Source organism: Paraburkholderia acidiphila (assembly GCF_009789655.1).
Taxonomy (GTDB): domain Bacteria; phylum Pseudomonadota; class Gammaproteobacteria; order Burkholderiales; family Burkholderiaceae; genus Paraburkholderia; species Paraburkholderia acidiphila.
On record NZ_CP046909.1, the window covers coordinates 1,560,670 to 1,586,958 of the forward strand.

Below are 26,289 nucleotides of genomic sequence, written 5' to 3' on the forward strand. Positions count from 1 at the left end.
CCTTCAGATCACTTTCGCTTCGTTCTTCAGCTTCGCAACCAGCGTCGCGACGTCGGGCACCTTGACGCCGGCCGCGCGGCCGGCTGGCTCCGCGGTCTTGAGCGTGACGAGGCGCGGCGCGACGTCCACGCCGAGTTGCGCGGGCGTGGTCGTGTCGAGCGGCTTTTTCTTGGCCTTCATGATGTTGGGGAGCGTGGCGTAGCGCGGCTCGTTCAGGCGCAAGTCGGTCGTCACGATCGCCGGCAGCGCAAGCTGCACGGTCTCGAGGCCGCCGTCGATCTCGCGTGTCACACGCGCCTTGCCCTCGGAAATCTCGAGCTTGCTCGCGAACGTCGCCTGCGGGCGAGCGGTGAGCGCGGCCAGCATCTGGCCCGTCTGGTTGCAGTCGTCGTCGATGGCCTGTTTGCCGAGAATCACGAGCTGCGGCGCCTCCTGCTCGATCAGCGCCTTGAGGAGCTTGGCGACGGCGAGCGGTTCGAGCGCGGCGTCCGTCTCGATCAGCACGCCTCGGTCGGCGCCGATCGCCATGGCCGTGCGCAGCGTCTCCTGGCATGCGGCGGGACCGCACGACACGGCGACCACTTCGCTCGCCACGCCCTGCTCCTTGAGCCGCACGGCCTCCTCCACGGCGATTTCGTCGAACGGATTGATGCTCATCTTGACGTTAGCGAGATCGACGCCCGAGCCGTCCGCCTTGACGCGAACCTTCACGTTGGCGTCCACCACGCGTTTGATTGCTACCAACACCTTCATGTCTTCCTCCAGTTCGATACCTTCGATGCCACTGCCTGATGCGCACAAGCGCGCTGCACAGCACCACTTACTTTTGATAGCCGAGCCCATGCTCACGCATGCGCGCAATCGTCGCTTCGTCGAAGCCCCAGTCGAGCAGCGCGGCGAGACCATGCTCGCCTCTCTCCGGAGCCTTGTGGCCGATGGCTGAAGGCGTAGCCGAGAAGCGCGGCGCGGGCGCCGGCTGCACAACCCCGTGCGCCTCGACGAAGCTTGCGCGCGCAACGTTGTGCGGATGCCTCGGCGCTTCGGAAAAGCCCAGCACAGGCGCGACACAGGCATCGCTGCCCTCGAACACGGCGCACCATTCGTCGCGCGTACGCGTGAGGAACGCGGCCTCGAAATGCCGGCGCAGCACGGGCCAGCCGTTGCGGTCGTGCTGCTTCGGCAGGTCGGCATTGGCGAGCCCGAGTGTGTCGAGCAACTGCGCATAGAAGCGCGATTCCACCGCCCCCACCGCCATGTAGTGGCCGTCTTTCGTGAGGTAGCTGTCATACCAGGGCGTGCCGCCGTCGAGCAGATTGCTCTCGCGCGCTTCGCGCCAGTTGCCGGACGCCATGAGCCCCCACACGATCGAGCCGAGTTGCGCCGCGCCCTCGACCATCGCCGCGTCCACCACCTGGCCCGCACCGCCGCGCTGCACGTTGCATAGCGCCGCCACCACGCCGAGCGCGAGCAGCATGCCGCCGCCGCCATAGTCGCCCACGAGGTTCAGCGGCGGCACGGGCGCCTCTCCTGCGCGCCCGATGCCGGAGAGCACGCCCGAAAGAGCGATGTAGTTGAGGTCGTGGCCGGCGCGCTGCGCGAGCGGCCCGCTCTGCCCCCAGCCGGTCATGCGGCCGTAGACGAGTTTCGGATTGCGCGCGAGCGCGGCTTCGGGGCCGAGGCCCAGCCGCTCCATTGCGCCGGGGCGAAAGCCCTCGATGAGGACATCGGCCTCGGCGATCAGGTCCAGTGCGACCTGTGCCGCTTCGGGTCGCTTGAGATCGAGCGTGATCGAGCGGCGACCGCGCCCCGTCACATCCACCTGCGCGCCCTCGCGCTTTGGCCCGAGATCGTCAGGAGCAACGGGCCGGTTCACGCGGATGATGTCCGCCCCCATGTCGGCCAGCAGCATCGTGCCGAAGGGAGCCGGACCGATTGCCTCGAACTCCAGTACGCGAAAACCGCTCAATACGCCCATGCCTTGTCTCCGTTGCGTTGTTGTCGTCACGAAGAACATACGGCAAACCGTCGCGGTTGGACCCACCCGGTAACGGTGGGTGGCGCCGGCGCAAGGGAATGGTTCGACAAGGGGCGCGAACGCGCAGCCCCCGTGCTTACATGTTCGGGTAGTTCGGACCACCGCCGCCTTCCGGCGTGACCCACACGATGTTCTGCGTCGGGTCCTTGATGTCGCACGTCTTGCAGTGCACGCAGTTCTGCGCGTTGATCTGCAGACGATGGTCGTCCTGCTCGTCCTTCACGAACTCATAGACGCCTGCGGGGCAAAAGCGCGCCTCCGGGCCTGCGTAAGTCGTGAAGTTGATACCGACGGGCACGCTCGCATCCTTCAGCGTCAAGTGCGCGGGCTGGTTCTCTTCGTGGTTCGTGTTCGAGATGAACACCGAGGAGAGCCGGTCGAACGTGAGTTTGCCGTCAGGTTTCGGATACTCGATCGGCTTGCACTGCGAAGCCGGTTTCAGCATCTCGTGGTCGCGATGCTGGTGATGCAGCGTCCACGGCACATTGCCGCCCAGCAGCTTCTGCTCGATGCCGACCATCAGCGTGCCAAGATACAGGCCCTTGCTCATCCACTGCTTGAAGTTGCGCGCCTTGTACAGCTCCGTGTAGAGCCACGACTGCTTGAACGCTTCGGGGTAGGCCGCGAGTTCATCGCTCTGGCGGCCGGCCTGCACGGCTTCGAATGCTGCATCGGCAGCCAGCATGCCGGTCTTGATTGCAGCGTGGCTGCCCTTGATGCGCGAGGCGTTCAAAAAGCCCGCGTCGTCGCCCACGAGCGCGCCGCCCGGGAACACGAGCTTCGGCAGCGACATCAGGCCGCCCGCGGTGATCGCGCGCGCGCCATACGAGACGCGCTTGCCGCCTTCGAGGTACTTGCGGATTTCCGGGTGCGTCTTGTAGCGCTGGAATTCCTCGAACGGCGAGAGATACGGGTTCTGATACGCCAGACCGACGACAAAACCCACCATCACCTGGTTGTTGTCGATGTGGTACAGGAATGAGCCGCCATACGTATCGGACTCAAGCGGCCAGCCAGCCGTGTGAATCACGAGACCCGGCTGGTGCTTCGAGGGATCGATCTCCCACAGTTCCTTGATGCCGATGCCATAGACCTGAGGATCGGAGTCCTTGCCCAGCTTGAACTTCTCGTTCAGTTGACGGCCCAGGTGCCCGCGGCAGCCTTCGCAGAACAGCGTGTACTTGGCGTGCAGTTCCATGCCGAGCTGGAAGTTCTCGGTGGGCTCGCCGTCCTTGCCGACACCCATGTTGCCGGTGGCGACGCCCTTCACGGAGCCGTCGTCGTTGTAGAGCACTTCGGCGGCCGGAAAGCCCGGGAAGATTTCCACGCCCAGCGCCTCGGCCTGCTGGCCTAGCCAGCGCGTGACGTTCGCGAGGCTGATGACGTAGTTGCCGTGGTTCTTGAAGTTGTCGGGCAGCGCCCAGTTCGGCACGCCCTTCGCGCCGGTCTCCGTGAGGAAGAGGAACTTGTCCTCGGTCACGGGCACGTTCAGCGGTGCGCCTTGCTCTTTCCAGTCCGGAATCAGCTCGTTCAGGGCACGCGGATCCATGACCGCGCCCGAGAGGATATGCGCCCCGATTTCCGAGCCTTTCTCCAGCACGCAAACGCCGATTTCGGTGCCTTTTTCCGCGGCCAGCTGCTTCAGGCGGATCGCGGCAGACAGCCCGGCGGGGCCACCGCCGACGATCACGACGTCGTATTCCATCGACTCTCGCGGGCCGTACTGCGCAATCAGATCACTCGACGACATATCCTCTTCCTTCTTTGCTAACTGAGCGTCCTAAGCCGCCCGATCAAAACTGCACTTCGCTGAGCGCGAGCACGCCAGTGTCGCCCTTTGCGGCCAGGATCGACGTTTCGAGGGCGCCTGCCTGCGGGAGAATGTGCTCGGCATAGAACTGCGCGATCGCGATCTTCGCGCCGTGGAACTCGGCGTCGTTCGCGAGTTCGCGTTGCGAGACGAGCAGTGCGCGTGCCATTTGCCAGCCGCACAGCACGATGCCCGCGAGCTTGAGATACGGCACGCTGCTCAGGAACACCGCGTTCGGGTCGCTCTTGACATTCGCGACCACGTAGTCGACGACGTTCGCCAGCGCGCGCGCGCCCTTCTCCAGTTGCGCGCGCATCGATGCCGCTGCCGCGCCGCCGGCCTGCCCGAGTTCTTCGGCAGTGCGAGCGATCTCGCCAAGCAGCGCCTTCGCCACCGCGCCGCCGTCGCGCACCGTCTTGCGGCCGACCAGGTCGTTCGCCTGAATCGCCGTGGTGCCTTCATAGATCGCGAGAATGCGCGCGTCGCGGTAGTACTGCGCGGCGCCCGTTTCCTCGATGAAGCCCATGCCGCCATGCACCTGGACGCCGAGGCTCGTCACCTCGTTGACCATTTCCGTGCTCCAGCCCTTGACGATCGGCACGAGGTATTCGTAGATCGCGAGATTGCGCGCGCGCACTTCCGGGTCGGCATGGTAGTGCGCATTGTCGCTATAGGCCGCTGCGACATAAGCGAGCGCGCGGGCGCCTTCGGTCATCGCGCGCATCGAGCCGAGCATGCGGCGCACGTCCGGGTGATGGATGATGGTGGCCGACTGCTTGAGCGAGCCGTCGACGGGGCGGCTCTGCACACGCTCCTTCGCGTACGCCACGGCCTTCTGGTAGGCGCTCTCCGCCACGCCCACGCCCTGCATGCCCACGCCGAAACGCGCGGCGTTCATCATGATGAACATGTACTCGAGGCCGCGGTTCTCCTCGCCCACGAGATAGCCAATCGCGCCGCCGTTGTCGCCGTATTGCAGCACGGCCGTCGGGCTCGCCTTGATGCCGAGCTTGTGTTCGATCGACACGCAATGCACGTCGTTGCGCGCGCCGAGCGAGCCGTCGTCGTTCACGAGGAACTTCGGCACGACGAAGAGCGAGATGCCCTTCACGCCTTCGGGTGCGTTGGGCGTGCGCGCCAGCACGAGGTGAACGATGTTCTCCGCCATGTCGTGCTCGCCCCACGTGATGAAGATCTTCGTGCCGAAGACCTTGTACGTGCCGTCGCCCTGCGGTTCGGCGCGCGAGCGCACGAGCGCGAGGTCGGAGCCGGCTTGCGGTTCGGTCAGGTTCATGGTGCCGGTCCAGTCGCCCGAGATGAGCTTCGGCACGTAGCGCGCCTTCAGTTCTTCGCTACCCGCGGTAAGCAGCGCCTCGATTGCGCCGTCGGTCAGCAGCGGGCACAGCGCGAACGAGAGGTTCGCCGCGTTGAGCATTTCGATGCAGGGCGTGGCGATCAGCTTGGGCAGCGCCTGGCCGCCAAACTCGGACGGATGTTGCAGACCTTGCCAGCCGCCCTCGACATACTGGCGGAACGCGCCCGCGAAGCCCGGCGTTGCCGTGACCTCGCCATCGCGCCAGCTGCTCGGCGCGCGGTCGCCTTCCACGTTCAGCGGCGCGATGACTTCGCCGGAGAGCTTCGCGCACTCGTCGAGCACGGCCTGCGCGGTGTCGAAACCAGCGTCCTCGAAACCCGGCAGGGTTGCGACGGCGTCGATGCCGGCCAGCTCTTTCAGCACGAACAGCATGTCCTTGACGGGGGCGTTGTAGCTCATGATCGGTCCTTCCAGTCACTCAGGGGGTCAAATTGGATGCGCCGCCGGGCCAAGGGTATCGGGATGGCCACCTTGCGGCAGTACAGGACGGATCGTAGCGGCAATCGGTCGCCATACCACTGTCCAAACCGGACCACATGGTGACAATTCTGGCCACGCTATCGGCTGCTGTGCCCACCCGTCATGGGTGGGCGTCCCCGTTTTGTGCCGGGCGACGCTCAGCCGCGGCGGCGATAAGTGCCGGGCGTGCTGCCCGTCCAGTGGCGAAAGGCGCGATGGAAGGCGCTGGGATCGTCGAAACCCAGATCGCCGCCAATGGCCGCGATCGTGTCCTGGGTGTCGGTGAGGCGCTGGATCGCCACGTCGCGGCGCAGCTCGTCCTTGAGCGCCTGGAAGGTGGTCTCCTCCGCGGCGAGGCGCCGGCAGAGCGTGCGCACCGAGCAGTGCAGGTTTTCGGCCGCCGCTTCGATGGTCGGCAGGTCGGGCAGCTGCGCGGCGAGGTACTGACGCACGTTGTGGCTCACGAGCTGCTCGCTGAACGTTTCGAAGATCCAGTCGCCGGGCGAGCGCGCGAGAAACGCGCGCAGGTTGCGCTTGCTCTGCCGGATCGGCATGTCGAGATAGGCCGCGCTAAAGCGCATCAGCGTGGCCTCGCTGCCAAAGCGCACGGGCCCATGGAAGAAGTAGCGGTGATCGAGCGCGTGCGGCGGCTGGGCACACGCGAAATCGACTTGCAGAAGCGGAATGCGCTGGCCGATCAGCCAGGAACACACGCCGTGCGCGAGCTTGAGCGTCAGTTCCTGCCCGAGCGGCCCGATCGCGCCATACGCGGCATTGGCGCGCAATGCCACCTGGGCCACGAGCCCCTGGCGGCGCGATTCGAGCCGGAAATCGTCGAGCACGATGTGGAAAAACTGGTCGAAGCGATGCAGCGCCGTTTCGAGGTTGCGCGCATCGAGCAGGCTCAGGCAAAGAAACTTGAGCGTGCCGCTGCGCAGCGGCCGGCTGAAGATGCCGGGCATCTCGTCGTCGAGTTCGATGGCGAGCGTCTGATAGAGCGTGGAGAACTGCTCTTCCGTCACCCGGCCACCCGGCTTGGCGAGCAGTTCCAGCGCGATGCCCGCCTCGTTGAGATAGCGGCGGATCACGGCGGGCTCGGCACCGGCGCCGGCGAGAAAGCCGTTGACGAGCGAGATGGGAACGGTAGCGCTAGGCGATGGCATGCGTTGACGATGGGTGGCCGTGGAAACGGACCGACAGTGGCGTCAGCCCGCGCGCGCCATTCTAAAACGGCTCGGCAAAACCGGCGCTGCCGCGCCCCGAAGTCTTGTGTTGCCGCGAGCCGCTTACTGCACTGCGCCCCTCGCGCGCGCAAAAGCCGCAAACCACGCGAGACTTTCCGGATTGGCCATGGTGTCCGGATTGGCCACTTTATCGAGCGGCTGCCCGAGCAAAAGCCGCTTGATCGGCACCTCCATCTTCTTGCCCGAAAGCGTGCGGGGAATGGCCGCTACCTGATGGATCTCGTCGGGCACGTGGCGCGCCGAAAGCGCCTCGCGCACGCACGCGCGAATGCGCTGCGCGAGCGCGTCGGTCAGCTCGACGCCGGGGCGCAGCACCACGAAGAGCGGCATCGACGAGGCGCGCCCCAGGTACTCCAGATCGACCACGAGGCTGTCCAGCACCTCGGGCACCGACTCCACCGCGCGATACAGCTCGCTCGTGCCCATGCGTATGCCGTGGCGGTTGATGGTGGCGTCCGAGCGACCGTAGATGATCGCGCCGCCCGTAGGGGTGATGCGCAGCCAGTCGCCGTGGCGCCAGATGCCGGGAAACATGTCGAAGTAGCTTTCACGGTAGCGCCGGTTCGCTTCGTCGCGCCAGAAGTAGAGCGGCATCGAAGGCATGGGCGCGGTACACACGAGTTCGCCGACTTCGTCGATGCGCGCGTGCCCTGCCTCATCGAATGCCTCGACTCGCGCGCCAAGGCATCGGCACTGCATTTCGCCGAGATAAACCGGCAAGGTCGGCACGCCCGCGAGGAAGCAGCCCGCGAAATCGGTGCCGCCCGAAATCGCGTCGATCCAGACCGGCCCCACGTGCTCGAGTATCCATGCGTACGCTTCGGGCGGCAGCGGCGAGCCGGTCGAACCGACCGCGCGCAGGCGCGAGAGATCCGCCGCCGCGCGCGGCTCGACACCGGACTTCAGGCATCCCTGGAAATACGCCGCCCCCGCGCCGAAGAACGTGACACCCGCTTCGCCCACGAAGCGCCACAGCGCCTGCGCATCGGGGTACGTGGGGTTGCCGTCGTAAAGGCAGAGCGTCGCCCCCGCGAGCAGGCCGCCCACCTGGCAGTTCCACATGATCCAGTTCGTGCTGGCGTACCAGTGGAAACGGTCGCCGGGGCTCAGGTCGAGGTGCAGCGCCGTAAGCTTCACGTGCTCCACCACGATGCCACCATGCGAATGCACGATCGCCTTGGGCATCCCTGTCGTGCCCGACGAATAGACGATCCACAGCGGATGGTCGAAGGGCACGCTCTCGATCTGCAGCGGCACGTTTCCAGCGACGGCGTCGCGCCACGCCGTGGCGTGCGGGTACTCCTTTGCGTTGGCGTCCGCGTCGAGCTGCGGCACGAACACGAGGTGAGCCACGCTCGGCAATTCGCGCAGCAAATGGTGGATCAGCTCGCGCCGGTCGTGCGGCTTGCCGCCGTAGCGATAGCCGTCCACGGCGAACAGCACCTTGGGCTCGATCTGCCGGAAGCGGTCGAGCACGGCGAGAGGCCCCATGTCGGGCGAGCACACCGACCAGATCGCACCGACGCTCGCCGTGGCAAGAAATGCCACGACGGTCTCGGGCGTGTTCGGCATGAAAGCCGCCACGCGGTCGCCGCGGGTCACGCCCATACGCCGCAGCGTGGCCGCGCAGGCCGCCACCTGGCGGCGCAGTTCCGCCCAGCTCAATTCGCGCGTGCGCCCGGCCATCGGCCCGCTCTCGCTGCGAGACACGATCGCGGGCCGCGCATCGCTCGCCAGTTGGAACGCCCGTTCGACGTAGTTCAGCTCGACGCCGGGAAACCAGCGCGCGCCGGGCATGGCGGCGTCGGCGAGCGCCACCCCGCGCGGCGCGCGGGAGGGAATCTGCGCCCAGTCCCAGAGCGCGCGCCAGAAGGCGTCGACGTCCTCGACGGACCAGCGCCATAGCGCGTCGTAGTCGTCGAAAGCGAGACCGTGCGTTTCGCCGAGCCACTTCATGAACTGGGTGATGCGGGCCGATTCGACCTGCTGCGGCGTCGGGGTCCAGGCCGGAGGGGATGCGGGGAGCGTTTCGTTCATCTCGTTGCGTGGGCGCTTGCGAGTTCGTCTGACCTAATGGTGCCGGAGCCGGCGCGCCTCGAACAATTCAGGGAAACCAGTGGAAGATGCTCGCTTACATCGGCGACGACCATGTCGCGATGACTTCATCGGACCGGGCGCCTCGAAACGGTACCTGAAAACGCAAGGCGCGCACCGCGGCTGGCGAAGCCGTGGTGCGCGCCCTGTTGTCCGTTCGCTCCGGCCTACTCCTCGCGTACTGGCGGCATGACCTGCGCGCTGATCGTGTGCTCGCGCCAGAACAGGTTGTGAATGCGGCCCTGCAACCTGCGCAGCCCCTCTTCGCTCGCGGCGTGAAAGGTGAGCAGCGCACTGGGACGCCCCGCTCCCTCAATGCGCTGAATCGCGTCGTACGGCGGAAAACCGTAGCGCTCCAGAAACTCGTTGATTTCAGCGTCCGTGACGTGTTCGTCGATATTTCCCAGCAGCAGATCGGCCATGGTCTACCCCTCGTGTGCGTTCAATCTTGATGATAGTGTGGTTTGATCCGGCGCGATGACAAGCCGGGCAGGATGGCTGGCGCGCACCGCTCAGTACTTCTCCTGCACGTACCGGTAGGGGTAGTCCGGGTCGCGGTAGCCTTGCGGCTTCTGGCGTTCGGGCAGCGTGACCTTCTCGCGCGGCAGCGCCTGGTACGGAACAGTGTTCAGAATATGGTTGATGACGTTCAGGCGGGCGCGCTTCTTGTCATCGGATCGGACAACGAACCATGGGGATTCCGGCGTATCGGTCATGTCGAACATCTCGTCGCGCGCACGAGAATAGTCGTACCAGCGGCTATACGACAGCAGGTCCATCGGCGAAAGCTTCCAGATCTTGCGCGGATCGTTGATGCGCCCTTCGAGGCGCCGGGTCTGCTCTTTCGGGCTCACTTCGAGCCAGAACTTGATCAGAATCGTGCCCGAGTCGATGATGGCGCGCTCGATGAGCGGCACGCCGCGCAGGAATTCCGTCGCCTGTTCCGGTGTGCAAAAGCCCATCACGCGCTCGACGCCCGCGCGGTTATACCAGCTGCGGTCGAACACCACGATTTCACCGGCAGCGGGCAAGAGCGGCAGGTAACGCTGGAAGTACATTTGCGACTTTTCGCGCTCCGTGGGCGCGGGCAGCGCGAATACGCGAAACACGCGCGGGCTCACCCGTTCGGTGAGCGCCTTGATCGTGCCGCCCTTGCCGGCGCCATCGCGGCCTTCGAACAGGATGCACACCCGCAGGCGCTTCTGCACGACCCACTCCTGCAAGCGAACGAGTTCGCCATGCAAGCGCTCGAGCTCCTTTTGATAGGCTTTTTCGCTGAGTTTTTCCGCCGGCTCCGCTGCATTCGCGCCCTTGACCGCCTCTTTCTTCGCCATTGAATTGCTCCCCGCTTCAGACGCCTCCCACGAGGCATCCATCCACTATGGTGTGTGGACGAAGCGCGCGCAATAGGACTTTGGACCAAGGCACGGGCCAGCTTGACCTCCAGCAAGCGCGAGCGCGCGGGAGCGTCAGTCGTGCGCGTAGTTGAACTCGGGCATGGCCTTTAGCTGCGCTTTATCCGTCTGCAGTACGATCTGTTTCCTGTCGATACGCAGATCGCCAAAAGGCACGGCCACGAGATGCTTGCCCATGCCCAGGAAGCCGCCCACGGAGAGAATCGCGAAGGCGCCTGCATCAGGCGACTCGAGCACGATGTCGTCGATCGCACCGATCTTGCCGCCGCTATTGTCGTAGACATCGGAGCCCACGAGCTTCGACGCGCGAAAACCGGTACCCGATTGCACCGTCGCCATGCGCTGCACGGCGATCGATTGCGGCGCGCCCTGCGCGAACGTGGCAGACGGCGCGCCCAAAGCACACCCAAGCGCGACGACGAGTGCCGATGCGCTGCGGCAAACCAGGTCGCGCGAATTCAGCGGGCGATTCGATTGTGTCCTCATGGTATCCCCCTCCCTTGTGCGAATGCATGGTGAATACCGCGCAAATGCAAGCGCTGTGCCCGGCGTCCTACGTTCGCCATCAAGAGGATCTATCACAGGATACGGTAGAGCGTGCCCCGAGCGTGTTGGGCGGCACGGCGTTTGCGGTCCGCTGGGTAATCCATTCGCGCGAACGCGCAACCGCGCGCATCCCGGAGAGGCCTATGCGTTCGAATTTTCGTCTTGCCGCCCGTTTTCTACGCGCTCCCGAGGCCCATCTGCCGACGGAGGAGCCCGACAATCCGCGTCGCCCGCCGCCGCCTTCGGTGCCGGACGCCGAGCCGCCGCCAGTGCCCCAAGGCGATCCGCCAACCGAAGCGCCACCTGAGCGGTTGCGCCAACGCGCCGGCGCCACAGTGGCGGGGCTGTGCTCAGCCGGCGGCTTGTAACCGGCGCGACAGATCCGCCTTCACCTCGGGCCACTCGTCCTCGATGATGCTAAATAAAGCGCACGGAGTCGCGCTTGCGGCCATCCGGCATGATGCGCTCGCGGCGCACCACGCCCTCTTCTTTCGCGCCCAGGCGCAGGATCGCGGCGCGCGACTTCGCGTTGAGCACGTCGGTCGTGAACTGCACGCGCACGCAGCCGAGCGTTTCGAACGCATAGCTGAGCATCAGAAACTTCGCCTCCGTGTTCACGACGGTGCGCTGCGCCGAGGCAGCGAGCCACGTCGAGCCGATTTCCAGCTTGCGGTTCTCGCGATCGACCTTCCAGAAGCGCGTGCTCCCCACCACGCGATCGCTTGCGCGCAGCCGGATCGTGAACGGCATGACGGTGCCGGCGCGCACGCCATCGAGCGCCCTGGCAATCCAGCCATCGACGGTAGCGGGACCTGGCACGACCGTCACGTTGAGGTTCCAGAGTTCGCCGTCCGCCGCCGCGGCGACGAGGCGTGGCGCGTCTTGCGCGCAGAGCGGGTGCAGTGCGACCGTGCGGCCGTTCAGCGTGGGCAGATCGTTCGGCACTGGGGGCCTATCGGCGCAGGTTCGGGATGCGGGGCCAGCTATGTCGGTCATGGCGGGAATCAATGGAATGTGGCGAGCGCGCGGGGCAGCCTCGGGCGAAAGGCTCAAGCATTCTAGCGCCGGGCTGGCGCCGGATGCGGTGCGCCAGCCGTTACAATCGCGCCTGCGATTGGGCCGGAGTCGGGCCCGGCGCTCATCCCTCACAAGCCCGGCGGCGTCGCCCGTCCCCAATTTATCGCAACGCATCATGGCCCGCATCGAGCTCCACTTTCCCGAAGACCAGTTCTATTACTCGACGCACCTCACGGTGCGCGTCACCGACATCAATTCGGCCAATCACCTCGCCAACGATTCGATGATCTCGATGATTTCCGAGGCGCGCGCGCGCTTTCTGTTCGACGCGGGCATCGAGGGCATGAAGGACGCGCACACGAGCATCATCGTGACCGATCTGGCCACGACCTATCGCGCCGAAGCCTATGCGCGCGACTCCCTCTGCTTCGAAGTGGGCATCATGGATTTCAACAAGTACGGCGGCGATATCATCTTTCGCATCACCCGGCCCGCCGACGGCGCGCTCATCGCCATGGCGAAATCCGGCTTCGTGTTCTTCGACTACGAGGCGAAAAAGGTCGTGCCGATGCCGCCGGCGTTCCGCGACAAGTTTCCGCAGGTCAATACCGTCGGCTGAGTTTGCGCCGCTCAACGCGGCTGAAACATGATGAGCGCCATGCCGGCCAGCGTGAAGCCGATGCCGGCCCAGTCCCACGGGCTTGGGCGGATCGCCTCGACGGCCCAGAGCCACAGAATCGCCGCGCACACGTACACGCCGCCGTAGGCCGCATAGGTGCGGCCGGCGGCAGTGGGATGCAACGTGAGCAGCCAGGCGAAGAGCGCGAGCGAGGCCGCGGCCGGCAAGAGGAACCACGCGCTCGCGCCTTCGCGCAGCCAGCGGTACGGCAAATAGCAGCCGACGATCTCGGCGAGCGCGGTCACGACGAAAAGCACAAACGTCTTCATGGGCGGCTGACAGTGACAGGGGCGCCCATGGTAACGCAGGCGGCCTGGCCGCCTGCACGCGCCGCGCGAAATACGGCTTACGGCCGCTCGCCGCGGGCAAGCCGCGATTCGATCTCGTTCACCACGGGCAACAGGTCGGCGACGCTGTCGATCACGTAGTGCGCGCCCGCCGCGCGCAGACGTTCCACGGCCGCGGCGCGGCGGCGTGCGAACTCATCGGGCGCGAGCGCGTGGACTTCTTCCTCGGTCAGGCCGAAGGCGTTGCCGCTCACGGCAACGCCAACCGCCCACGTGCCGCCGTTGATGCCCTCTTCGATGCCGACTTCGGTGTCGTCCACCTTGATCGCATCGCGCGCGAGCCACACGCCGAGTTGCGGCAACGTGCGGTAGATCATGTAGGGCGAAGGCCGGCCCTCGGGCGTGTCGCCGGTGCAAACGATGCTGTCCGGCTCGAAACCCTGCGCCCGTGCGCCCGGCACGATCTGGTCGATGATCTCGCGCGTGTAGCCCGTGGTCGAGCCGATACGCACGCCGTCGGCGCGCAGCGCGGCGGTCACAGCCGCCACGCCTGGAATGACGTCGCTGTACTGCGCGGCGACGGCAACGTTCTTCGGTACGAAGACGTCGTACACGGCGTCGATATCGGCCTCGCCCGGCGCGTGGCCGTAGCGCGCTTCCCAGGCCGCCGCGACGCGCGGCAACGCCATCAGCGCCGCGATGTGCGGGCGCTTGGCCATGCCCATCGGCCCGCGCGCCTCGTCGATCGTGACCGGCACGCCGAACTGCTCGAAGGTCTCGACGAAGGCGCCCATTGGCGCGCGCGAACCGTAGTCGACCACGGTGCCGGCCCAGTCGAAGATCACTGCCTTGACGTGTTTCATTGCATGCATCCTGCTAAAAATCGATGGTCTGTAGTCTTAACGCCGGGTGCGCCTCAAGCGGCAAGCGCTTCGCGCGCGCCGAGATCGACCGGCGCGGGCGCGGCACTCGCCACGCCGAGCGAGCGCAGCGCCTCGCCACACGCGGCCACGACGCGGCGCATGACGCTTTCGTCGAGCGCGCCGATGCAGCCGATGCGAAAGCTCTCCACACTGGTCAGCTTGCCCGGATAAATGATGAAACCCTGTGCCTTCATCAGCTCGTAGAAACGCGTGAAGTCGAAGGCGGGATCGGCGGGCGAGAAGAAGGTGACGATGATGGGCGAGCGCCACGCTTCGGTCAGCAGCGGCTCGAAGCCGAGCCCGTGCATGCCGTCGACGAGCACGTCGCGGTTGTGCGCGTAGCGCGCAAGGCGTCCCGGCTGACCGCCTTCGAGCGCGTGCAACCGCAACGCCTCGATGAAGGCGGCCACCGCGTGCGTAGGCGGCGTGAAGCGCCACTGCCCGGTGCGGTTCATGACGTCCCACTGATCGTAGATGTCCAGCGCGAGCGAGTGGCTCCCCCCCTTTGCACTGTTTAGGACTTCTTTTTTTGCGATCACGAAGCCGAAGCCCGGCACACCCTCGATGCACTTGTTCGCCGACGAGACAAACGCGTCGCAAGGCAGCGTGCGCACGTCGAGCGGCACGGCGCCGAACGCGCTCATCGAGTCGATCAGGAGCCGCCGCCCCTCGCGCGCCGTCACGGCCGCGATCTCCTCGATCGGGTTCAGAATGCCCGAGCTGGTCTCGCAATGCACGACGACGACATGCGTGATGTCCGGATTCGCGACCAGCAGGCGCTCGACGTCTGCGGCGCGCGGCGGCAGGTAGTCGCCGGTATCGTGCACGGTGTGCTGGCGGCCGAGGTAGCGCAGCGTCGTCGCGATGCGCTTGCCATACGCGCCGTTGGCGAGCACGAGCGCGTGGCCGTCGCGCGGCACGAAGCTGCCGAGCATCGCTTCGACGCAATAGCTGCCGCTGCCCTGCAACGGCACGCAGTCATATTCACCGTGCTCGTCGCCCGCGATCTGGAGCAGCGCGGCGCGTAACTGCGCGGTCATGGCGCGGAAGTCGGCGTCCCACGATCCCCAGTCGCGTTGCATCGCGGCCTTGGTCGAGGCCGCGGTGGTGAGCGGTCCGGGGGTCAGGAGATACGGCTCTGCGGGGGTGGTCATGCGGGCTCCAGTGGGCGTCGGGACGATCAATGCCGACACGTTAGCGCAGCACCTTCCATCGGTAAAATCGATATAATCGATGCTGATATAAGTTGAACTTATCGCCTGTAACTGGAGTGCTTCGACATGCAATACGCGCAGTTGCGTGCTTTTCACGCGGTCGCCGAACACGGCGGGTTCTCACGCGCCGCGCAGGCGCTCTCGCTCACGCAGCCGGCCGTATCCGACCACGTGAAGCGGCTCGAACAGGATTTCGGGGTCAAACTCTTCGAGCGCGGGCCGCGCGGGGTGGAACTCACGGAACTCGGGCGGCGGCTCTTCGCGGTGACGCGTCAGATGGTGGGCTGCGAGCGCGACGCGCGGCGGCTGCTCGAAGCGGCAGGCGCGCTCGAATCGGGCGAACTCGCCCTCACCGCCGACGCGCCGGACCTCGCCATCAAGCTGATCGGCGCGTTCAGGCGGCGCTATCCCGGCGTGGTGATCAAGCTCTCGATCGCCAACGCGACCGAATGCATGCGCCGCGTGCTGGCGAGCGAAGCCGACGCCGCGATCACGGCCGCGCGCCAGGTGCACAGCCGGCTGCAGGCGCGCGTGCTGCGCGAGGAACCGCTAGTCGCGGTGGTGCCCGCGGAGAGCCCCGCCGCGAAAAAGCGCCGCATGACCTACGAGGAACTCGTGCGCGAACCCATGGTGTTTCGCGAAACGCATTCGGTCACGCAGCAATTGCTCGAAGCCGAACTCGTGCGCAAAGGCTTGCAGGTTCAGCCCGTGCTCTACGTGGACGGTCGCGAGGCGCTGCAAACGGCCATCGCGCAAGGCGTGGGCGTGGGTGTGATCGCGCATGCGGAATTCGGCGAGTCGCGGCGCATTCGCATGCTGCCGCTCGTGGACTGCCAGGTGCGCATGGTCGAATCGCTCACGCGCCTCGCCGACACGTCCTCGTCGAATCTGCTCGACGCGCTCTTCGCCACGCCGCTCGATTGAGCGCGGCGACAGGAGCTTCAGGTGGCTTCAGGAGACGACGATCGCCGTGCCGACGGCATGGAGCAGATCGCGCAGCGTCTCGGCCTGCTCCATGCGCGCGCCGTGGCGCAGATGAATGCGCACGGCCCGGCCCGCGATGCCGTCGACCGGGCGTGCGAGCCATAGCTCGACGGCGAGGCCAAGGCCGTCAGGCGCATCGGGCACGACCGGTTCGACGACGCGCGGATTGAAGGAGGCGGATTCGGACATGGCGAGACCTCGTCAGTGGCGGGATCGACTTCATCGTAGCGAGGCGGCATGCCCGCGCCAAACGAGAAATCCACGAATGCAAATGAACGTCGCCCGGCATTGGATCGCGCTGGCAGTGGCATGCAAGCCCCGCTCGCGTCATCTGCGGAGGGGGCGGCGCGATGGCTGCGTGCGTGGGGTTGCTTGACGAGCAGCGTGTGCGTGCGAGTGGCAAACTGAACGCATCGTTGTGCGGCAATTTGCCTGCAACGGGATCGGAGGATCTCCTCATGGAACGCCCCTTTACCGACCGCCGCGAGGCGGGCCGGTTGCTCGCCGGCTTGCTCCAGGCCTACGCGGGCAGACGCGACGTGATCGTGCTCGCGCTCCCGCGCGGCGGCGTGCCGGTAGCCTACGAAATCGCGCAGGCGCTGCACGTGGCGCTCGATGTTTTGCCCGTATGCAAGCTCGGCCTGCCCTGGCAGGCGGAACTCGCCATGGGCGCGCTGTCGTCGAACGGCGCGCAGTACGTGGACAGTTCGCTCGTGCGCAGCGCCGGCGTGAGCGAAGCGCAGCTGCAAAGCGCCATGGCGCTCGCGCGCATCGAGCTTGGCCGCCGCGAGGTGCGTTATCGGGGCGAACGTGCCCCGCTTGCGGTGGCGGGCCGGGTCGCCATTGTCGTCGACGACGGGATGGCCACCGGCGCGTCGCTCAAGGCAGCGGCGCTCGCACTCGCCACGCTTGGCCCCGCGCGCATTGTCGCGGCGCTTCCGGTCGCGCCCGCTGGCTCTCAAGAGCGCCTGGGCGGCGCCGTGGACGAATTCGTTTGCGCGCGCATGCCCGAGGCGTTCTACAGCGTCGGCCAGTTCTATCTGGACTTCGATCAGGTCGGCGACGACACCGTGCGCGACCTGCTGGCGCTTGCGGCGCCTGACGACGCGAACGGCGAGGCGCCGGGCTGAGCCTCGCCCATTCGCCCATTGTTTGCCCTCGCGCCCGGACGCGCCTTAGCGCACCTTATCGCACGGGGTTCGAAGCCGCTTCGCCCACCACCGTTTGCCAGGGCCGCACGCGCCAGTGCTTCACGAGCCCCGAGCGCACATACGGGTCGGCGCGCGCGAACGCTTCGGCGGCGGCCGGGCTGTCGCCCTGAAAAAGCAGCAGCGCGTTGTCCACGGGATCGGCAATCGCTCCCGCGAGCAGCAGCTCGCCGCGCTCCACGGCGGCCCATGCGAGCGCTAGATGTGCGCTGCGGTGTTCGGGGCGGCGTTCGAGATAGTCGTCAGCCAGCTCGTACATCAAGAGGTAATGCATGCGTGTTCTCCGTGCTGTTGCGGCCGCGTCGCACCCAGTCGTCGGCCAATAGCGAACATTGTGCAGCAGCGCGCGCGTCAACCGAACACATCGCAGCATCGTTTTAATGGCGGCTTTGCCATAATGGCGGCGCGCGCAAGGCGCACCGGCCAAACACGGCCTGGCCGCACGGCGACTCAGAACGACCAAATTCAAGGGAGTGAACCATGAAGATGCAATCCGTCATTGCTGCAATCGTGCTGGGCGGCGTGCTCGCCGCGCCGGCGTTCGCGCAAACCGCGGCGCCCGCTGCGCCCGCGGCGAATAGCCAGCAGAACAAGATGAAGGCGTGCAACACTCAGGCCGGCGACAAGAAAGGCGACGACCGCAAGGCTTTCATGAAGCAGTGTCTTTCGGCTGCCGGCGTTCCGGCTCCGACGATGACCCAGCAAGAAAGAATGAAGGCGTGCAACACCCAGGCCGGCGACAAGAAGGGCGACGACCGCAAGGCTTTCATGAAGACCTGCCTCTCGACGAAGAGCTAAGCGAAGCGACATTAGGGGGCACCCTTCTGCCATTGCAGGATCCGCGCGCCGCAGCGTTTGCTGCGGCGCTTTTTTATGCGCCGGTTTTGTGCATTGCAGCGTTTCCTCGATCTTCGCGCGCCCGCGTCTTCGGTTGTGCGAACCATTGTTGAAGTATGCGAAATCACCCAAAAGCACGCGGATTTGCCTGATCCGGCGCATTCATCCGTACCGTTTTTCTCCTATGATGGCTGGAGCGGCAGCCCCTCCCCGCGAAATCACCCATTAGCCATCGGGCTGCCGAGTTGACGTTGATGCCAAAGGCATCGAACGGAGGCGCAGATGGCATGGAGACACAAGAACCGCTGGTTTCGCCGCTGGCTGATGGTGATCACTTTCTGGCTTGTCCCGGTGATGATCGTCGCGGTGCGCGAGGTTCAGGACGAGATGGCGTACAACCGCGCGGATTTGCAGCGCGCGCTGACAACCTGGACCTTCACCGACGCCGAGCGTGATGCCGGCGCCGCGCTACGCTGCCACGGCATGCCCGAAACCGCGCGTGCGGCAGGCTGCCCCGCTGCGGTGCTCGCGGCAAACGCGCAGCGCCAGCAGGACGCGCGCGACGAATACGCGGTACGGCGCGCGACACTCGCGGGCTATCTGTGGCACGCGTTCGTCGGTTACTGGGTCGTGCCTGCTGCGATGCTGCTCGCGATCGGCATATTGATCGGTGGCGTGAAGCGCGCCCTGCGACGGCCGATGGCCAAGCCAGTGCCGGAGCACTAGCTTGTTTGTGCTTGCGTGAACGCGCAGCGTTTGTGCTGCGCAGCCTCAAAGTGCGGATTGGAACGTTCAGGTATAACGATTGGACGCCGTAACACTACGGCGCCCGGAAACCAGAACGGAGAACAAAATGTCCGCATCTCGCTTCATTTTGAAGGCTTCTGTCGCGATCGCCGTCGGCGCTGCGGCACTCTCGGGCTGCACGACCACCGGCAGCCAGGCTCCCAACTCCGCGACCAACGCATCGCGCGCCGATTCGATCAATGCGGATGTCGACGCTACGCTTTCGCGCCTCTATCAGACGGTGCCAGGCTCGCGCGAGCTGGTCGGCAAAGCGCGCGGCATCCTCGTGTTTCCGCGTGTGATCCAGGCGGGCATCGGCGTGGGCGGCGAGCACGGCGACGGCGCGCTGCGCGTGGGCGGCAGCACGGTGGGCTTTTACAGCACCTCGTCGGCTTCGATCGGTGCAACGCTCGGCGTGCAGTCGAAGTCCGTCATCTATCTGTTCATGACGGAAGACGCGCTCGCGAAATTCCGCAACTCGAACGGCTGGTCGGCAGGCGGCGACGCATCGGTCGCGCTCGTGAAGGTCGGCGCGAACGGCTCGATCGACACCACCACGGCTACCAAGCCCGTGGAGGTCTTCGTGCTCACCAACAGCGGGTTGATCGGCGACCTCTCGCTCGGCGGCACGAAGATCACGAGGCTCGACCTCTAAGCCTCCAGGCGGATCCCGCACGTCCGCGTGCTCAGCTCGCGGACGTATCGATCACCTTGAAGCGCGAGCGCTTGTTCGCGCGAATCACCGCCTCGTACGCCTGCACATACTCCTGCGCCATGCGGTGCGAAGTGAAGCGCTCCTCGAAGCGGCGCCGCACGCCGGCACGCGTCACGCGCGAGATGCGGTTCACCGCCGCCACGGCGCCAATTTCGTCCTCGACGATAAAGCCCGTCACGCCCTCTTCCACCACCTCCGGCACCGCGCCGCGATTGAACGCGATTACGGGCGTGCCGCACGCCATCGCCTCGATCATCACGAGGCCGAACGGCTCCGGCCAATCGATCGGGAACAGCAGCGCATGCGCGCCGGAGAGGAATTCGGCCTTTTGGCTGTCGTTGATCTCGCCCACGTATTCAACGTGCGGCAGCGCGAGCAGCGGCTTGATATCGCGCTCGAAATACTCGCGGTCGGCTTCGTCGACCTTGGCGGCAATGCGGATGGGCAACCCGCAGCGGCCGGCAATGCGTATTGCCGTGTCGACGCGCTTTTCCGGCGAAATCCGGCCGAGAAACGCAAGATAGCGCTGCTCCACGGGCTGCGGCGTATAAAGCGCCTCGGGCAGGCCGTGGTACACCGTACGCAGCCAGCGCGCTTGCGGCATCGGCTGACGCTGCGAGTTCGAGATCGAAATGACGGGCGCGGTGTTGAACGTATCGAATACCGGCTGCTGCTCGGGCAAGTCGAGGCGACCGTGCAGCGTCGTCACGAACGGCGTTTCCTGGCGCTTGAACACCGAAAACGAGTAGTAGTCCATATGGAAATGCAACACGTCGAACTGATCGGCCTGACGGCGCACCATTTCCATGAGGAGCATATGCGGTGCGATGCGGTCGCGAATGCCGGGGTCCAGCCGCAGCGCGCGCGGCCACACGGGCTCGAGCTTCGCGCTCGTGAGCGAATCGCCGCTCGCGAACAGCGTGACGTCGTGCCCGAGTTCGACCAGCGCTTCGGTGATGTATGACACGGCGCGCTCGGTGCCGCCATAGAGCTTCGGCGGGACCGATTCGGTCAGCGGGGCGATCTGCGCAATTCTCATCGAGTGTCTCCAGGAAACGGGGCCGCGTTGCGCGTTCTTGCGGTGCTGGACATTCTAAGACAGCCGGACGCGGCAACCGCGGTCCGGGCTTCCTTGGGGTTAGCACGGATTGTTGCGGGGTCGGGTCCGTCAGACATCGGCTCAGCATCGTCGACGCCGTAGTTTCCCGTTCATTTTCCCATTCAGCCATCCCATTATTCGGCAAGCCGGGCGCGTGCGCCGGTAATCTTTCAATTTCTATACGGTGTTACATGCCGAAACAACCCCTGCGTTTGCCCTACCGGCCTACCTGGCGGGCCATTTCCACGCCGGCACGTCGAGCGTGTCCGGATCGGCGAACCCGGTTGCGCCGAGGCGCCGCTCGAGCACGACCGACTGGCTGGCCGCCTCACGCTCCAGCGCCGCCACGAGCCGCGCCGCATGCGAGACCACGATGACCTGCGAGTGCTGCGACGCCCGCGCGATGAGCCGCGCGAGCGACGGCAGCAGGTCCGGGTGCAGGCTTGTTTCGGGCTCGTCGAGCACCAGCAGGCCTGGCGGCCGCGGGCTCAGCAGCGCCGCCGCGAGCAGCAGGTAACGCAAGGTCCCGTCCGAGAGTTCCGCGCCGCGCAGCGGCCGCAATAGCCCCTCCTGGCGCAGCGCCACCTCGAAGCGGCCTTCGTGATTCGCGATCTCCACGCGTGCGCCCGGAAAGGCGTCGCCGATCGCGGTATCGAGCGCCTCGCCGTCGCCGATCTCGCGGATCGTTTGCAGCGCGGCGGCGAGGTTGGCGCCGTCGTCGGCGAGCACTGGCGAATGCGTGCCGATCTGCACCTGGCGTGCGCTCGCGTGCTCGTCGGTGCGGAAGTGGTCGTAGAAACGCCACGAGCGGATCTGCTCACGCACGGCGATCATTTCAGGCGCGCTGCGCGGGTCGGCGTACTCGGTCATCATGCTGTCGAAGCTGGCTACGGGCTGCGCGAGCGTCGTCCATTCGCCCGAAGCGTCGCGGATGCGGATCATCGGCCCCTGTCGGTCCACGAGCAACGCCGAAGGCCGCAGGATCGGTCCGCTCCAGATGCACTCGCGCTTGATGACCGGGTCGAGCGAAAACTGCGAAGTGGACGAAGGCAGCGGCAATCCCAGATCGATCGCGTAGCCGAAGGCGTCGCCCGCGAAGCCAAGGCGCAGGCTCACCGCATCCTTGCGCACCGTGCCTTGCACCGCGTATTCACCCGCCGCGACCGCTCGCGAGAAGCGCTCGGGGCCCGCCCAAAGCGTGGATTGCAAGCCGCCCTCGCGCGCCAGCGAAGGAATCACACCGCCACGCGCCGTAAGCGCGAGCAGGCGCAGCGCGCGATAGAGATTCGACTTGCCACTGCCGTTCGGGCCGGTCACGACGTTGAGCGCGCCAAGCGGCACGATGAGTTCGCGCAGCGAGCGGTAATTGGCGATAGCGAGCGTAGTCAGCATGTCGGGGCGTAGCGGGGAGTGCCTGGATCAGCCACGCATCATACGCAATCGTCCAGGCGCGCGAATCGCTTCTGCCCTGCACCGTTCAGCGCGGCTGGGGCACCGCCGCGAGATCGCGCAGGAAGCTGTCTCGCCACACGCCCAGATCGTTGCGCCTCAGTGCCTCCATGTTGGTCTGGTAGCGCGCCTGGCGCTCTTCGAGCGGCATCGAGAGCGCGCGTTCCAGCGCTTCCGACATGCCGGCCGCGTCATGAGGATTCACGAGCAACGCGCCGCTGAGTTCAGCCGCCGCGCCAGCGAAGATCGAAAGCACGAGCACGCCCGGATCGTCGGGATTCTGCGCGGCCACATACTCCTTGGCGACGAGGTTCATGCCGTCGTGCAACGGCGTCACATAGCCGATCTGCGATTCGCGAAAGAGCGACATCAGTTTCCAGCGGTCATATTGCTGGCTCAGATAGCGGATCGGCGTGTAATCGAGGCCCGAATAGCGGCCGTTGATACGCCCCGCCTCGCGCTCCAGCTCCTCGCGTATGACCTTGTAGCTTGCGACGTCCGAGCGGGTGGGCGGCGCGATCTGCACGAGCGTGACCTTGCCGCGCCACTCGGGCGACGTTTCCAGCAACTGCTCGAACGCATGGAAACGCTCGACGAGCCCCTTCGAATAGTCGAGCCGGTCCACGCTCATGATGAGCTTGCGCCCTTCCAGACTCTGCTTGAGATCGAGCACGTGCTGGCGGCTTTCGTAGCGCGCGGCCTGCTCGGCGATTTCGTCCGGAAACACGCCGATGCGGTACACACCCGTGCGCAGCTTGCGGCCATACGCTTCGACCTCGCCATGATCCGGGTCGTCCGCACGCATTCCCACCTTGCCGTGCGCCTCGCGCGCGATGTAGTCGTGAAACGCCTGCTGGTCGTTCTGCGTCTGGAAGCCCAGAAGGTCGTAACAGCACAGCGATCTGACGAGTTCTTCATGCGGCGGAATGGTCTGCAACACCTGCGGCGAAGGAAACGGAATATGCAGGAAGAAGCCGATACGGTTGCGCACGCCTTCCGAGCGCAGCGCCTCGGCGAACGGGATCAGATGATAGTCGTGGACCCAGATGTTGTCGTCCGGGTGGATCAGCTTCATGAGCTTGTGCGCGAGCCACGCGTTCACGCGGCGGTAGCCCGCGTATTCGTCGCGCTCGTAGCGCGCGAGGTCGTTGCGGTAGTGGAAGACCGGCCACAGCGTGGCGTTCGAGAACCCGCGGTAGTACTGATCGTAGTCCTTGCGCGTGAGGCCGACGGTCGCGAAGGTGACGTGGCCGTCTTCGACGAGCGTCGGTCCCGCGTTCGCCACCGTCTCGCTCACCACGTCGCCGCTCCAGCCGAACCACACGCCGCCCGCGTCCTTCAGCGCGCCGAATACGCCCACCGCGAGCCCGCCCGCCGAGCCTTTGGTTTCCGTCGGCGTCGCCACGCGGTTCGAGACGACTATCAGTCTGCCCATCTTGCTGTTCCTCCTCCTGTCTTCACAACGGTGCATCGACTGCGGCAGGGATTGCACCGGCTGCGTGTCGCTCAGCCTCCGTCGCGGCGACTTTCCGTCACGGGCGCCTCCCGTTCCTCGCTATCCCCCGGCACGCGCGTGCCCGTCACCGGATCCGCCTCGGTATGGGCCGCCGTGCTCGCCGCAGCCTGACGCGCCGGGCGCCGCACGAACGACGGCACTTCGCCAGTACTGCTTTCGAGTTCCGCCGACACCTCGGCGCGCGCACGCGGCAGGAATTGCGGATAGTGCTCGTTGACGAAATCGAGCAGCCCTTCGCGGACGCGGCAGCGCAAATCGAAATTCAGGCCGGAGTCGCGTGAACTCACCAGCACGCGCAACTGCATGGCGCGCTCGTTGGCGTCGGTGACCTGTAAAACCTGCACGCGGCGGTCCCATTCGGGCGCGCCGTCGACGATGCGCGCGAGCGCCTCGCGCAGCGGCGCGAGCGGCATGCGGTAGTCGAGCCAGAGAAACACGGTACCGATGATCTGCGAACTGCTGCGCGTCCAGTTCGCGAACGGATTCTCGATGAACCACTGCAGCGGCACGATGAGCCGCCGCTGGTCCCAGATGCGCACCGAAACGTAGGTGCCCGTGATTTCCTCGATGCGCCCCCACTCCCCCTGGATCACGACGACGTCGTCGAGCCGGATCGGCTGCGACAGCGCGATCTGCAAACCGGCAATCAGATTCCCTAGCACGGGGCGTGCCGCGATACCGGCAACGAGACCGGCAACGCCGGCCGAGGCCAGCAGGCTCGCGCCGATCTGCCTCACATTCGGGAAGGTCATGAGCGCCGCCCCCACGCCCACGATGATGATGAGCACCATCACCGTGCGCGCGAGCACGCGGGCCTGGGTGTGGATGCGGCGGGCCTGGAGGTTGTCGGCGATGTCGAGGGGATGCGCGGCGATAATGGCTTCGCCGATCGCCGCCGCGCAGCGCACCGAAAGCCAGGTGATCGCGGCGATCAGCGCGAACGCGCACAACTCGCGCAGGCCGTCGATGTGCCTGAGCGTGTCAGGCGCCTGCCACCAGACAAATTCGATCGCGAGGATGGCGAGCACGGCCAGCGCCGGCTTGCGGATATAGCGCAAGAACACGCTGACGCGCGGATACGGGCGCGCAATGCGCAGCAGGACGCGGCCACCGGCCCAATGCATGGCGTACGCGAAAACGAGCGCGAGCGCGCTCACGAGCAACGTGCCGAACCAGTCGTGCAACGGCGCGTCGGTGAAACGGGAGAGATCGTCGAGTGTCGGCATCTGCGGCCAGTTCCTCCTGAGCATCCTGACTAAAAGGGCGACTCTTGGAAACGGCACGGGCGCCAGGCCCGCGGACGGCCACGGCGACGGTTCAGCTGGCCTCGCGGCGGCCTCGATGATGAGAGGCGCGGCCAGGCTAGGCGCCGCGCCATGCTACTCGTTACGTCTAATCCACCCAGCCGGCTTTAACTGCCGTTGCCGGTCTTGCAGGGAAACGCCTTGCCGAGCCCGAGCGAAATGGCGGTACTGGCGTTATAGCCGGCCACGTTCGGGTTGTCGGCGATGTATTTGCGCACTGCGTCGGTCAGTTGCGCTGAGCGCGCGTCGGGCGGCAAACAGAAGTATTGACCCACGCGCGGCCCGGTAGTGCCGCCGATGGCGTCGATGGTGTTGAAGATGCCGTCCGCGGCACCTTCGATATAGGCAGCGCAGGCGCTGCGCGAAGCCACGTCGGTCTTCGTGCAGAGCCGGTTGAGGTCGCTTGCCGTGAATGCGAAAGCGGAGAGCGGCAACGCCATCGCGCCCGCACAGATCAGAACCCGCAGCATGGTTCTCCTTGAATTGTCGTGGGGAGCGGCGCTTCGAGCATTTCGAGCGCCGCCGGGCGGTCGCGTTGGTCCAGTGCGGCCGCCTTCATCCCCATTATTTTGCACTGTTTTGCGGCGCTGCCGGACTCGCCGTGGAAAGGCCAGCCTGCGTCATGCGCGCCGTCAGGTCCTTGATGGCGTCCGGCGCCTTGTACTGGCGCGCGAAATCGAGCGCCGTCATGCCGATCTGGTTCTTCGTGCCAAGCGTCGCGCCGTGCTCGAGCAGCATCTGGATCGTCGTCAAATGGTCGCCGCGCGCGGCCATCATCAGCGGCGTCGTGCCGTTGGGCGACAGCGCGTTGACGTCGGCCGAGTAGCCGATCAGGAGCTTCGCCACGTCGTCGTTGCCATTCGCGGCGGCGTAGTGCAGCGGCGTCCAGCCCTTCTTGTTGACTTCGGCGCCCTTGGTGATGAGCAGCTTCACGAAGTCCAGGTCGCCGTTGAGCGACGCCAGCATCAGCGCGTTTTCGCCTGCGCGGTCTTCGGCGGCGATGTTCGTCTTCGGGTTGTCGAGCAGCACCGCCCCGACCTTGTCGGACTTCTCGCGCGCCGCGATCACGAGGAGCGGCATGCCTTGATCGTCCGTGGCGTTCGGGTCCATGCCTTCCGCGAGCGCTTTTTGCACGCCCTTGTCGTCGTCGAACTTGACGCCCTTGATGAGCGAGTCGATCGGAGCGGCGTGGGCCGCGCCGCCAAACAGCGTGGCGGCAACGCCGAGCACGAGCGCGGCGGCAGTACGGCGGACGGGGTTGGCGGCGTGCGGAAGCGGTTTCGAGTTCATGTC

Annotated in this window: 26 protein-coding genes and 1 pseudogene; 6 read left to right on the forward strand and 21 right to left on the reverse strand. The window is 66.0% G+C overall.

Annotated elements, in window-relative coordinates; translation table 11 throughout:
* Nucleotides 1-3 precede the first annotated feature (3 nt).
* The 10 genes and pseudogenes from FAZ97_RS06950 to FAZ97_RS06990 form a co-directional block, all read right to left on the reverse strand.
* Nucleotides 4-753, reverse strand: a complete 750-nt coding sequence (locus tag FAZ97_RS06950; protein WP_158757780.1) for an electron transfer flavoprotein subunit beta/FixA family protein — start codon at nucleotides 751-753, stop codon at nucleotides 4-6.
* Nucleotides 754-820: 67 nt separating this feature from the next.
* Nucleotides 821-1,975, reverse strand: coding sequence for a CaiB/BaiF CoA transferase family protein (locus FAZ97_RS06955; RefSeq protein ID WP_158757781.1), 1,155 nt, complete (start codon nucleotides 1,973-1,975; stop codon nucleotides 821-823).
* Nucleotides 1,976-2,111: 136 nt separating this feature from the next.
* Nucleotides 2,112-3,785, reverse strand: a complete 1,674-nt coding sequence (locus tag FAZ97_RS06960; RefSeq protein ID WP_158757782.1) for an electron transfer flavoprotein-ubiquinone oxidoreductase — start codon at nucleotides 3,783-3,785, stop codon at nucleotides 2,112-2,114.
* A gap of 43 nt (nucleotides 3,786-3,828) precedes the next feature.
* A complete protein-coding gene (locus tag FAZ97_RS06965; protein ID WP_158757783.1) occupies nucleotides 3,829-5,619 on the reverse strand; it encodes an acyl-CoA dehydrogenase in 1,791 nt (596 codons plus the stop codon).
* A gap of 218 nt (nucleotides 5,620-5,837) precedes the next feature.
* Complete coding sequence (locus tag FAZ97_RS35175; protein ID WP_199272082.1) at nucleotides 5,838-6,842, reverse strand: AraC family transcriptional regulator; 1,005 nt, start codon at nucleotides 6,840-6,842, stop codon at nucleotides 5,838-5,840.
* A gap of 123 nt (nucleotides 6,843-6,965) precedes the next feature.
* A complete protein-coding gene (locus FAZ97_RS35180; RefSeq protein WP_199272083.1) occupies nucleotides 6,966-8,960 on the reverse strand; it encodes an acetoacetate--CoA ligase in 1,995 nt (664 codons plus the stop codon).
* 224 nt (nucleotides 8,961-9,184) lie between these two features.
* On the reverse strand, nucleotides 9,185-9,439 hold the full coding sequence (locus FAZ97_RS06975; RefSeq protein WP_158757784.1) for an RNA-binding protein: 255 nt from the start codon (nucleotides 9,437-9,439) through the stop codon (nucleotides 9,185-9,187).
* 90 nt (nucleotides 9,440-9,529) lie between these two features.
* Nucleotides 9,530-10,351, reverse strand: coding sequence for a polyphosphate kinase 2 (gene ppk2 / locus FAZ97_RS06980; RefSeq protein ID WP_158757785.1), 822 nt, complete (start codon nucleotides 10,349-10,351; stop codon nucleotides 9,530-9,532).
* Between the two features lie 135 nt (nucleotides 10,352-10,486).
* Nucleotides 10,487-10,918, reverse strand: coding sequence for a PRC-barrel domain-containing protein (locus tag FAZ97_RS06985; protein ID WP_158757786.1), 432 nt, complete (start codon nucleotides 10,916-10,918; stop codon nucleotides 10,487-10,489).
* A 410-nt stretch (nucleotides 10,919-11,328) separates the two neighbouring features.
* A pseudogene (locus FAZ97_RS06990) lies at nucleotides 11,329-11,974 on the reverse strand (GNAT family N-acetyltransferase).
* A 196-nt stretch (nucleotides 11,975-12,170) separates the two neighbouring features.
* Between FAZ97_RS06990 and FAZ97_RS06995 the strand changes: the two are divergent.
* Nucleotides 12,171-12,614, forward strand: coding sequence for a thioesterase family protein (locus FAZ97_RS06995; protein ID WP_158757787.1), 444 nt, complete (start codon nucleotides 12,171-12,173; stop codon nucleotides 12,612-12,614).
* Between the two features lie 11 nt (nucleotides 12,615-12,625).
* Here FAZ97_RS06995 and FAZ97_RS07000 read toward each other — a convergent pair whose 3' ends face one another.
* The 3 genes from FAZ97_RS07000 to FAZ97_RS07010 all read right to left on the reverse strand — a co-directional run bounded on the left by FAZ97_RS07000 (nucleotide 12,626) and on the right by FAZ97_RS07010 (nucleotide 15,038).
* Entirely contained in the window at nucleotides 12,626-12,943 is a 318-nt protein-coding gene (locus tag FAZ97_RS07000) for a YnfA family protein (protein WP_158757788.1), read from the reverse strand.
* Nucleotides 12,944-13,020: 77 nt separating this feature from the next.
* Nucleotides 13,021-13,824 carry a phosphonoacetaldehyde hydrolase gene (phnX, locus tag FAZ97_RS07005; protein WP_158757789.1) on the reverse strand — a complete coding sequence of 268 codons (804 nt, stop codon included), beginning with the start codon at nucleotides 13,822-13,824 and terminating at the stop codon, nucleotides 13,021-13,023.
* Between the two features lie 53 nt (nucleotides 13,825-13,877).
* Nucleotides 13,878-15,038, reverse strand: coding sequence for a 2-aminoethylphosphonate--pyruvate transaminase (locus FAZ97_RS07010; protein WP_158757790.1), 1,161 nt, complete (start codon nucleotides 15,036-15,038; stop codon nucleotides 13,878-13,880).
* A 126-nt stretch (nucleotides 15,039-15,164) separates the two neighbouring features.
* Here FAZ97_RS07010 and FAZ97_RS07015 point away from each other — a divergent pair, with 126 nt between their 5' ends.
* Nucleotides 15,165-16,022: a LysR substrate-binding domain-containing protein gene (locus FAZ97_RS07015; RefSeq protein WP_158757791.1), complete on the forward strand. Its 858-nt coding sequence runs from the start codon at nucleotides 15,165-15,167 to the stop codon at nucleotides 16,020-16,022.
* Nucleotides 16,023-16,049: 27 nt separating this feature from the next.
* On the opposite strand, the gene FAZ97_RS07020 is transcribed toward FAZ97_RS07015, so the two are convergent.
* Nucleotides 16,050-16,271: a hypothetical protein gene (locus FAZ97_RS07020; RefSeq protein ID WP_158757792.1), complete on the reverse strand. Its 222-nt coding sequence runs from the start codon at nucleotides 16,269-16,271 to the stop codon at nucleotides 16,050-16,052.
* A 269-nt stretch (nucleotides 16,272-16,540) separates the two neighbouring features.
* On the opposite strand from FAZ97_RS07020, the gene FAZ97_RS07025 reads away from it, so the two are divergent.
* The gene (locus FAZ97_RS07025; protein ID WP_158757793.1) at nucleotides 16,541-17,212 is read left to right on the forward strand and encodes a phosphoribosyltransferase; all 672 of its coding nucleotides are present in this window, start codon (nucleotides 16,541-16,543) and stop codon (nucleotides 17,210-17,212) included.
* A gap of 55 nt (nucleotides 17,213-17,267) precedes the next feature.
* Here the strand turns inward: FAZ97_RS07025 and FAZ97_RS07030 are convergent, their stop codons facing one another.
* Nucleotides 17,268-17,564, reverse strand: a complete 297-nt coding sequence (locus FAZ97_RS07030) for a YciI-like protein (protein ID WP_158757794.1) — start codon at nucleotides 17,562-17,564, stop codon at nucleotides 17,268-17,270.
* A 206-nt stretch (nucleotides 17,565-17,770) separates the two neighbouring features.
* On the opposite strand from FAZ97_RS07030, the gene FAZ97_RS07035 reads away from it, so the two are divergent.
* The 3 genes from FAZ97_RS07035 to FAZ97_RS07045 all read left to right on the forward strand — a co-directional run bounded on the left by FAZ97_RS07035 (nucleotide 17,771) and on the right by FAZ97_RS07045 (nucleotide 19,568).
* The gene (locus FAZ97_RS07035; RefSeq protein ID WP_158757795.1) at nucleotides 17,771-18,088 is read left to right on the forward strand and encodes a PsiF family protein; all 318 of its coding nucleotides are present in this window, start codon (nucleotides 17,771-17,773) and stop codon (nucleotides 18,086-18,088) included.
* A gap of 321 nt (nucleotides 18,089-18,409) precedes the next feature.
* Nucleotides 18,410-18,853 carry a hypothetical protein gene (locus FAZ97_RS07040; protein ID WP_158757796.1) on the forward strand — a complete coding sequence of 148 codons (444 nt, stop codon included), beginning with the start codon at nucleotides 18,410-18,412 and terminating at the stop codon, nucleotides 18,851-18,853.
* A gap of 127 nt (nucleotides 18,854-18,980) precedes the next feature.
* A complete protein-coding gene (locus FAZ97_RS07045) occupies nucleotides 18,981-19,568 on the forward strand; it encodes a BPSL1445 family SYLF domain-containing lipoprotein (RefSeq protein ID WP_158757797.1) in 588 nt (195 codons plus the stop codon).
* Nucleotides 19,569-19,599: 31 nt separating this feature from the next.
* Here FAZ97_RS07045 and FAZ97_RS07050 read toward each other — a convergent pair whose 3' ends face one another.
* From FAZ97_RS07050 to FAZ97_RS07075, 6 genes are all read right to left on the reverse strand, one after another.
* Nucleotides 19,600-20,667 carry a glycosyltransferase family 4 protein gene (locus tag FAZ97_RS07050; protein WP_158757798.1) on the reverse strand — a complete coding sequence of 356 codons (1,068 nt, stop codon included), beginning with the start codon at nucleotides 20,665-20,667 and terminating at the stop codon, nucleotides 19,600-19,602.
* A gap of 285 nt (nucleotides 20,668-20,952) precedes the next feature.
* Nucleotides 20,953-22,119 (reverse strand): AAA family ATPase, encoded by a 1,167-nt coding sequence (locus tag FAZ97_RS07055; protein WP_158757799.1) that lies wholly within the window; start codon nucleotides 22,117-22,119, stop codon nucleotides 20,953-20,955.
* A gap of 85 nt (nucleotides 22,120-22,204) precedes the next feature.
* Nucleotides 22,205-23,611 (reverse strand): alpha,alpha-trehalose-phosphate synthase (UDP-forming), encoded by a 1,407-nt coding sequence (gene otsA / locus FAZ97_RS07060; RefSeq protein ID WP_158757800.1) that lies wholly within the window; start codon nucleotides 23,609-23,611, stop codon nucleotides 22,205-22,207.
* A gap of 71 nt (nucleotides 23,612-23,682) precedes the next feature.
* Nucleotides 23,683-24,918 (reverse strand): mechanosensitive ion channel family protein, encoded by a 1,236-nt coding sequence (locus FAZ97_RS07065; RefSeq protein ID WP_158757801.1) that lies wholly within the window; start codon nucleotides 24,916-24,918, stop codon nucleotides 23,683-23,685.
* A gap of 185 nt (nucleotides 24,919-25,103) precedes the next feature.
* Nucleotides 25,104-25,466, reverse strand: coding sequence for a Rap1a/Tai family immunity protein (locus FAZ97_RS07070; RefSeq protein WP_028207010.1), 363 nt, complete (start codon nucleotides 25,464-25,466; stop codon nucleotides 25,104-25,106).
* A gap of 94 nt (nucleotides 25,467-25,560) precedes the next feature.
* Complete coding sequence (locus FAZ97_RS07075) at nucleotides 25,561-26,286, reverse strand: ankyrin repeat domain-containing protein (protein WP_158757802.1); 726 nt, start codon at nucleotides 26,284-26,286, stop codon at nucleotides 25,561-25,563.
* Nucleotides 26,287-26,289 lie beyond the last annotated feature (3 nt).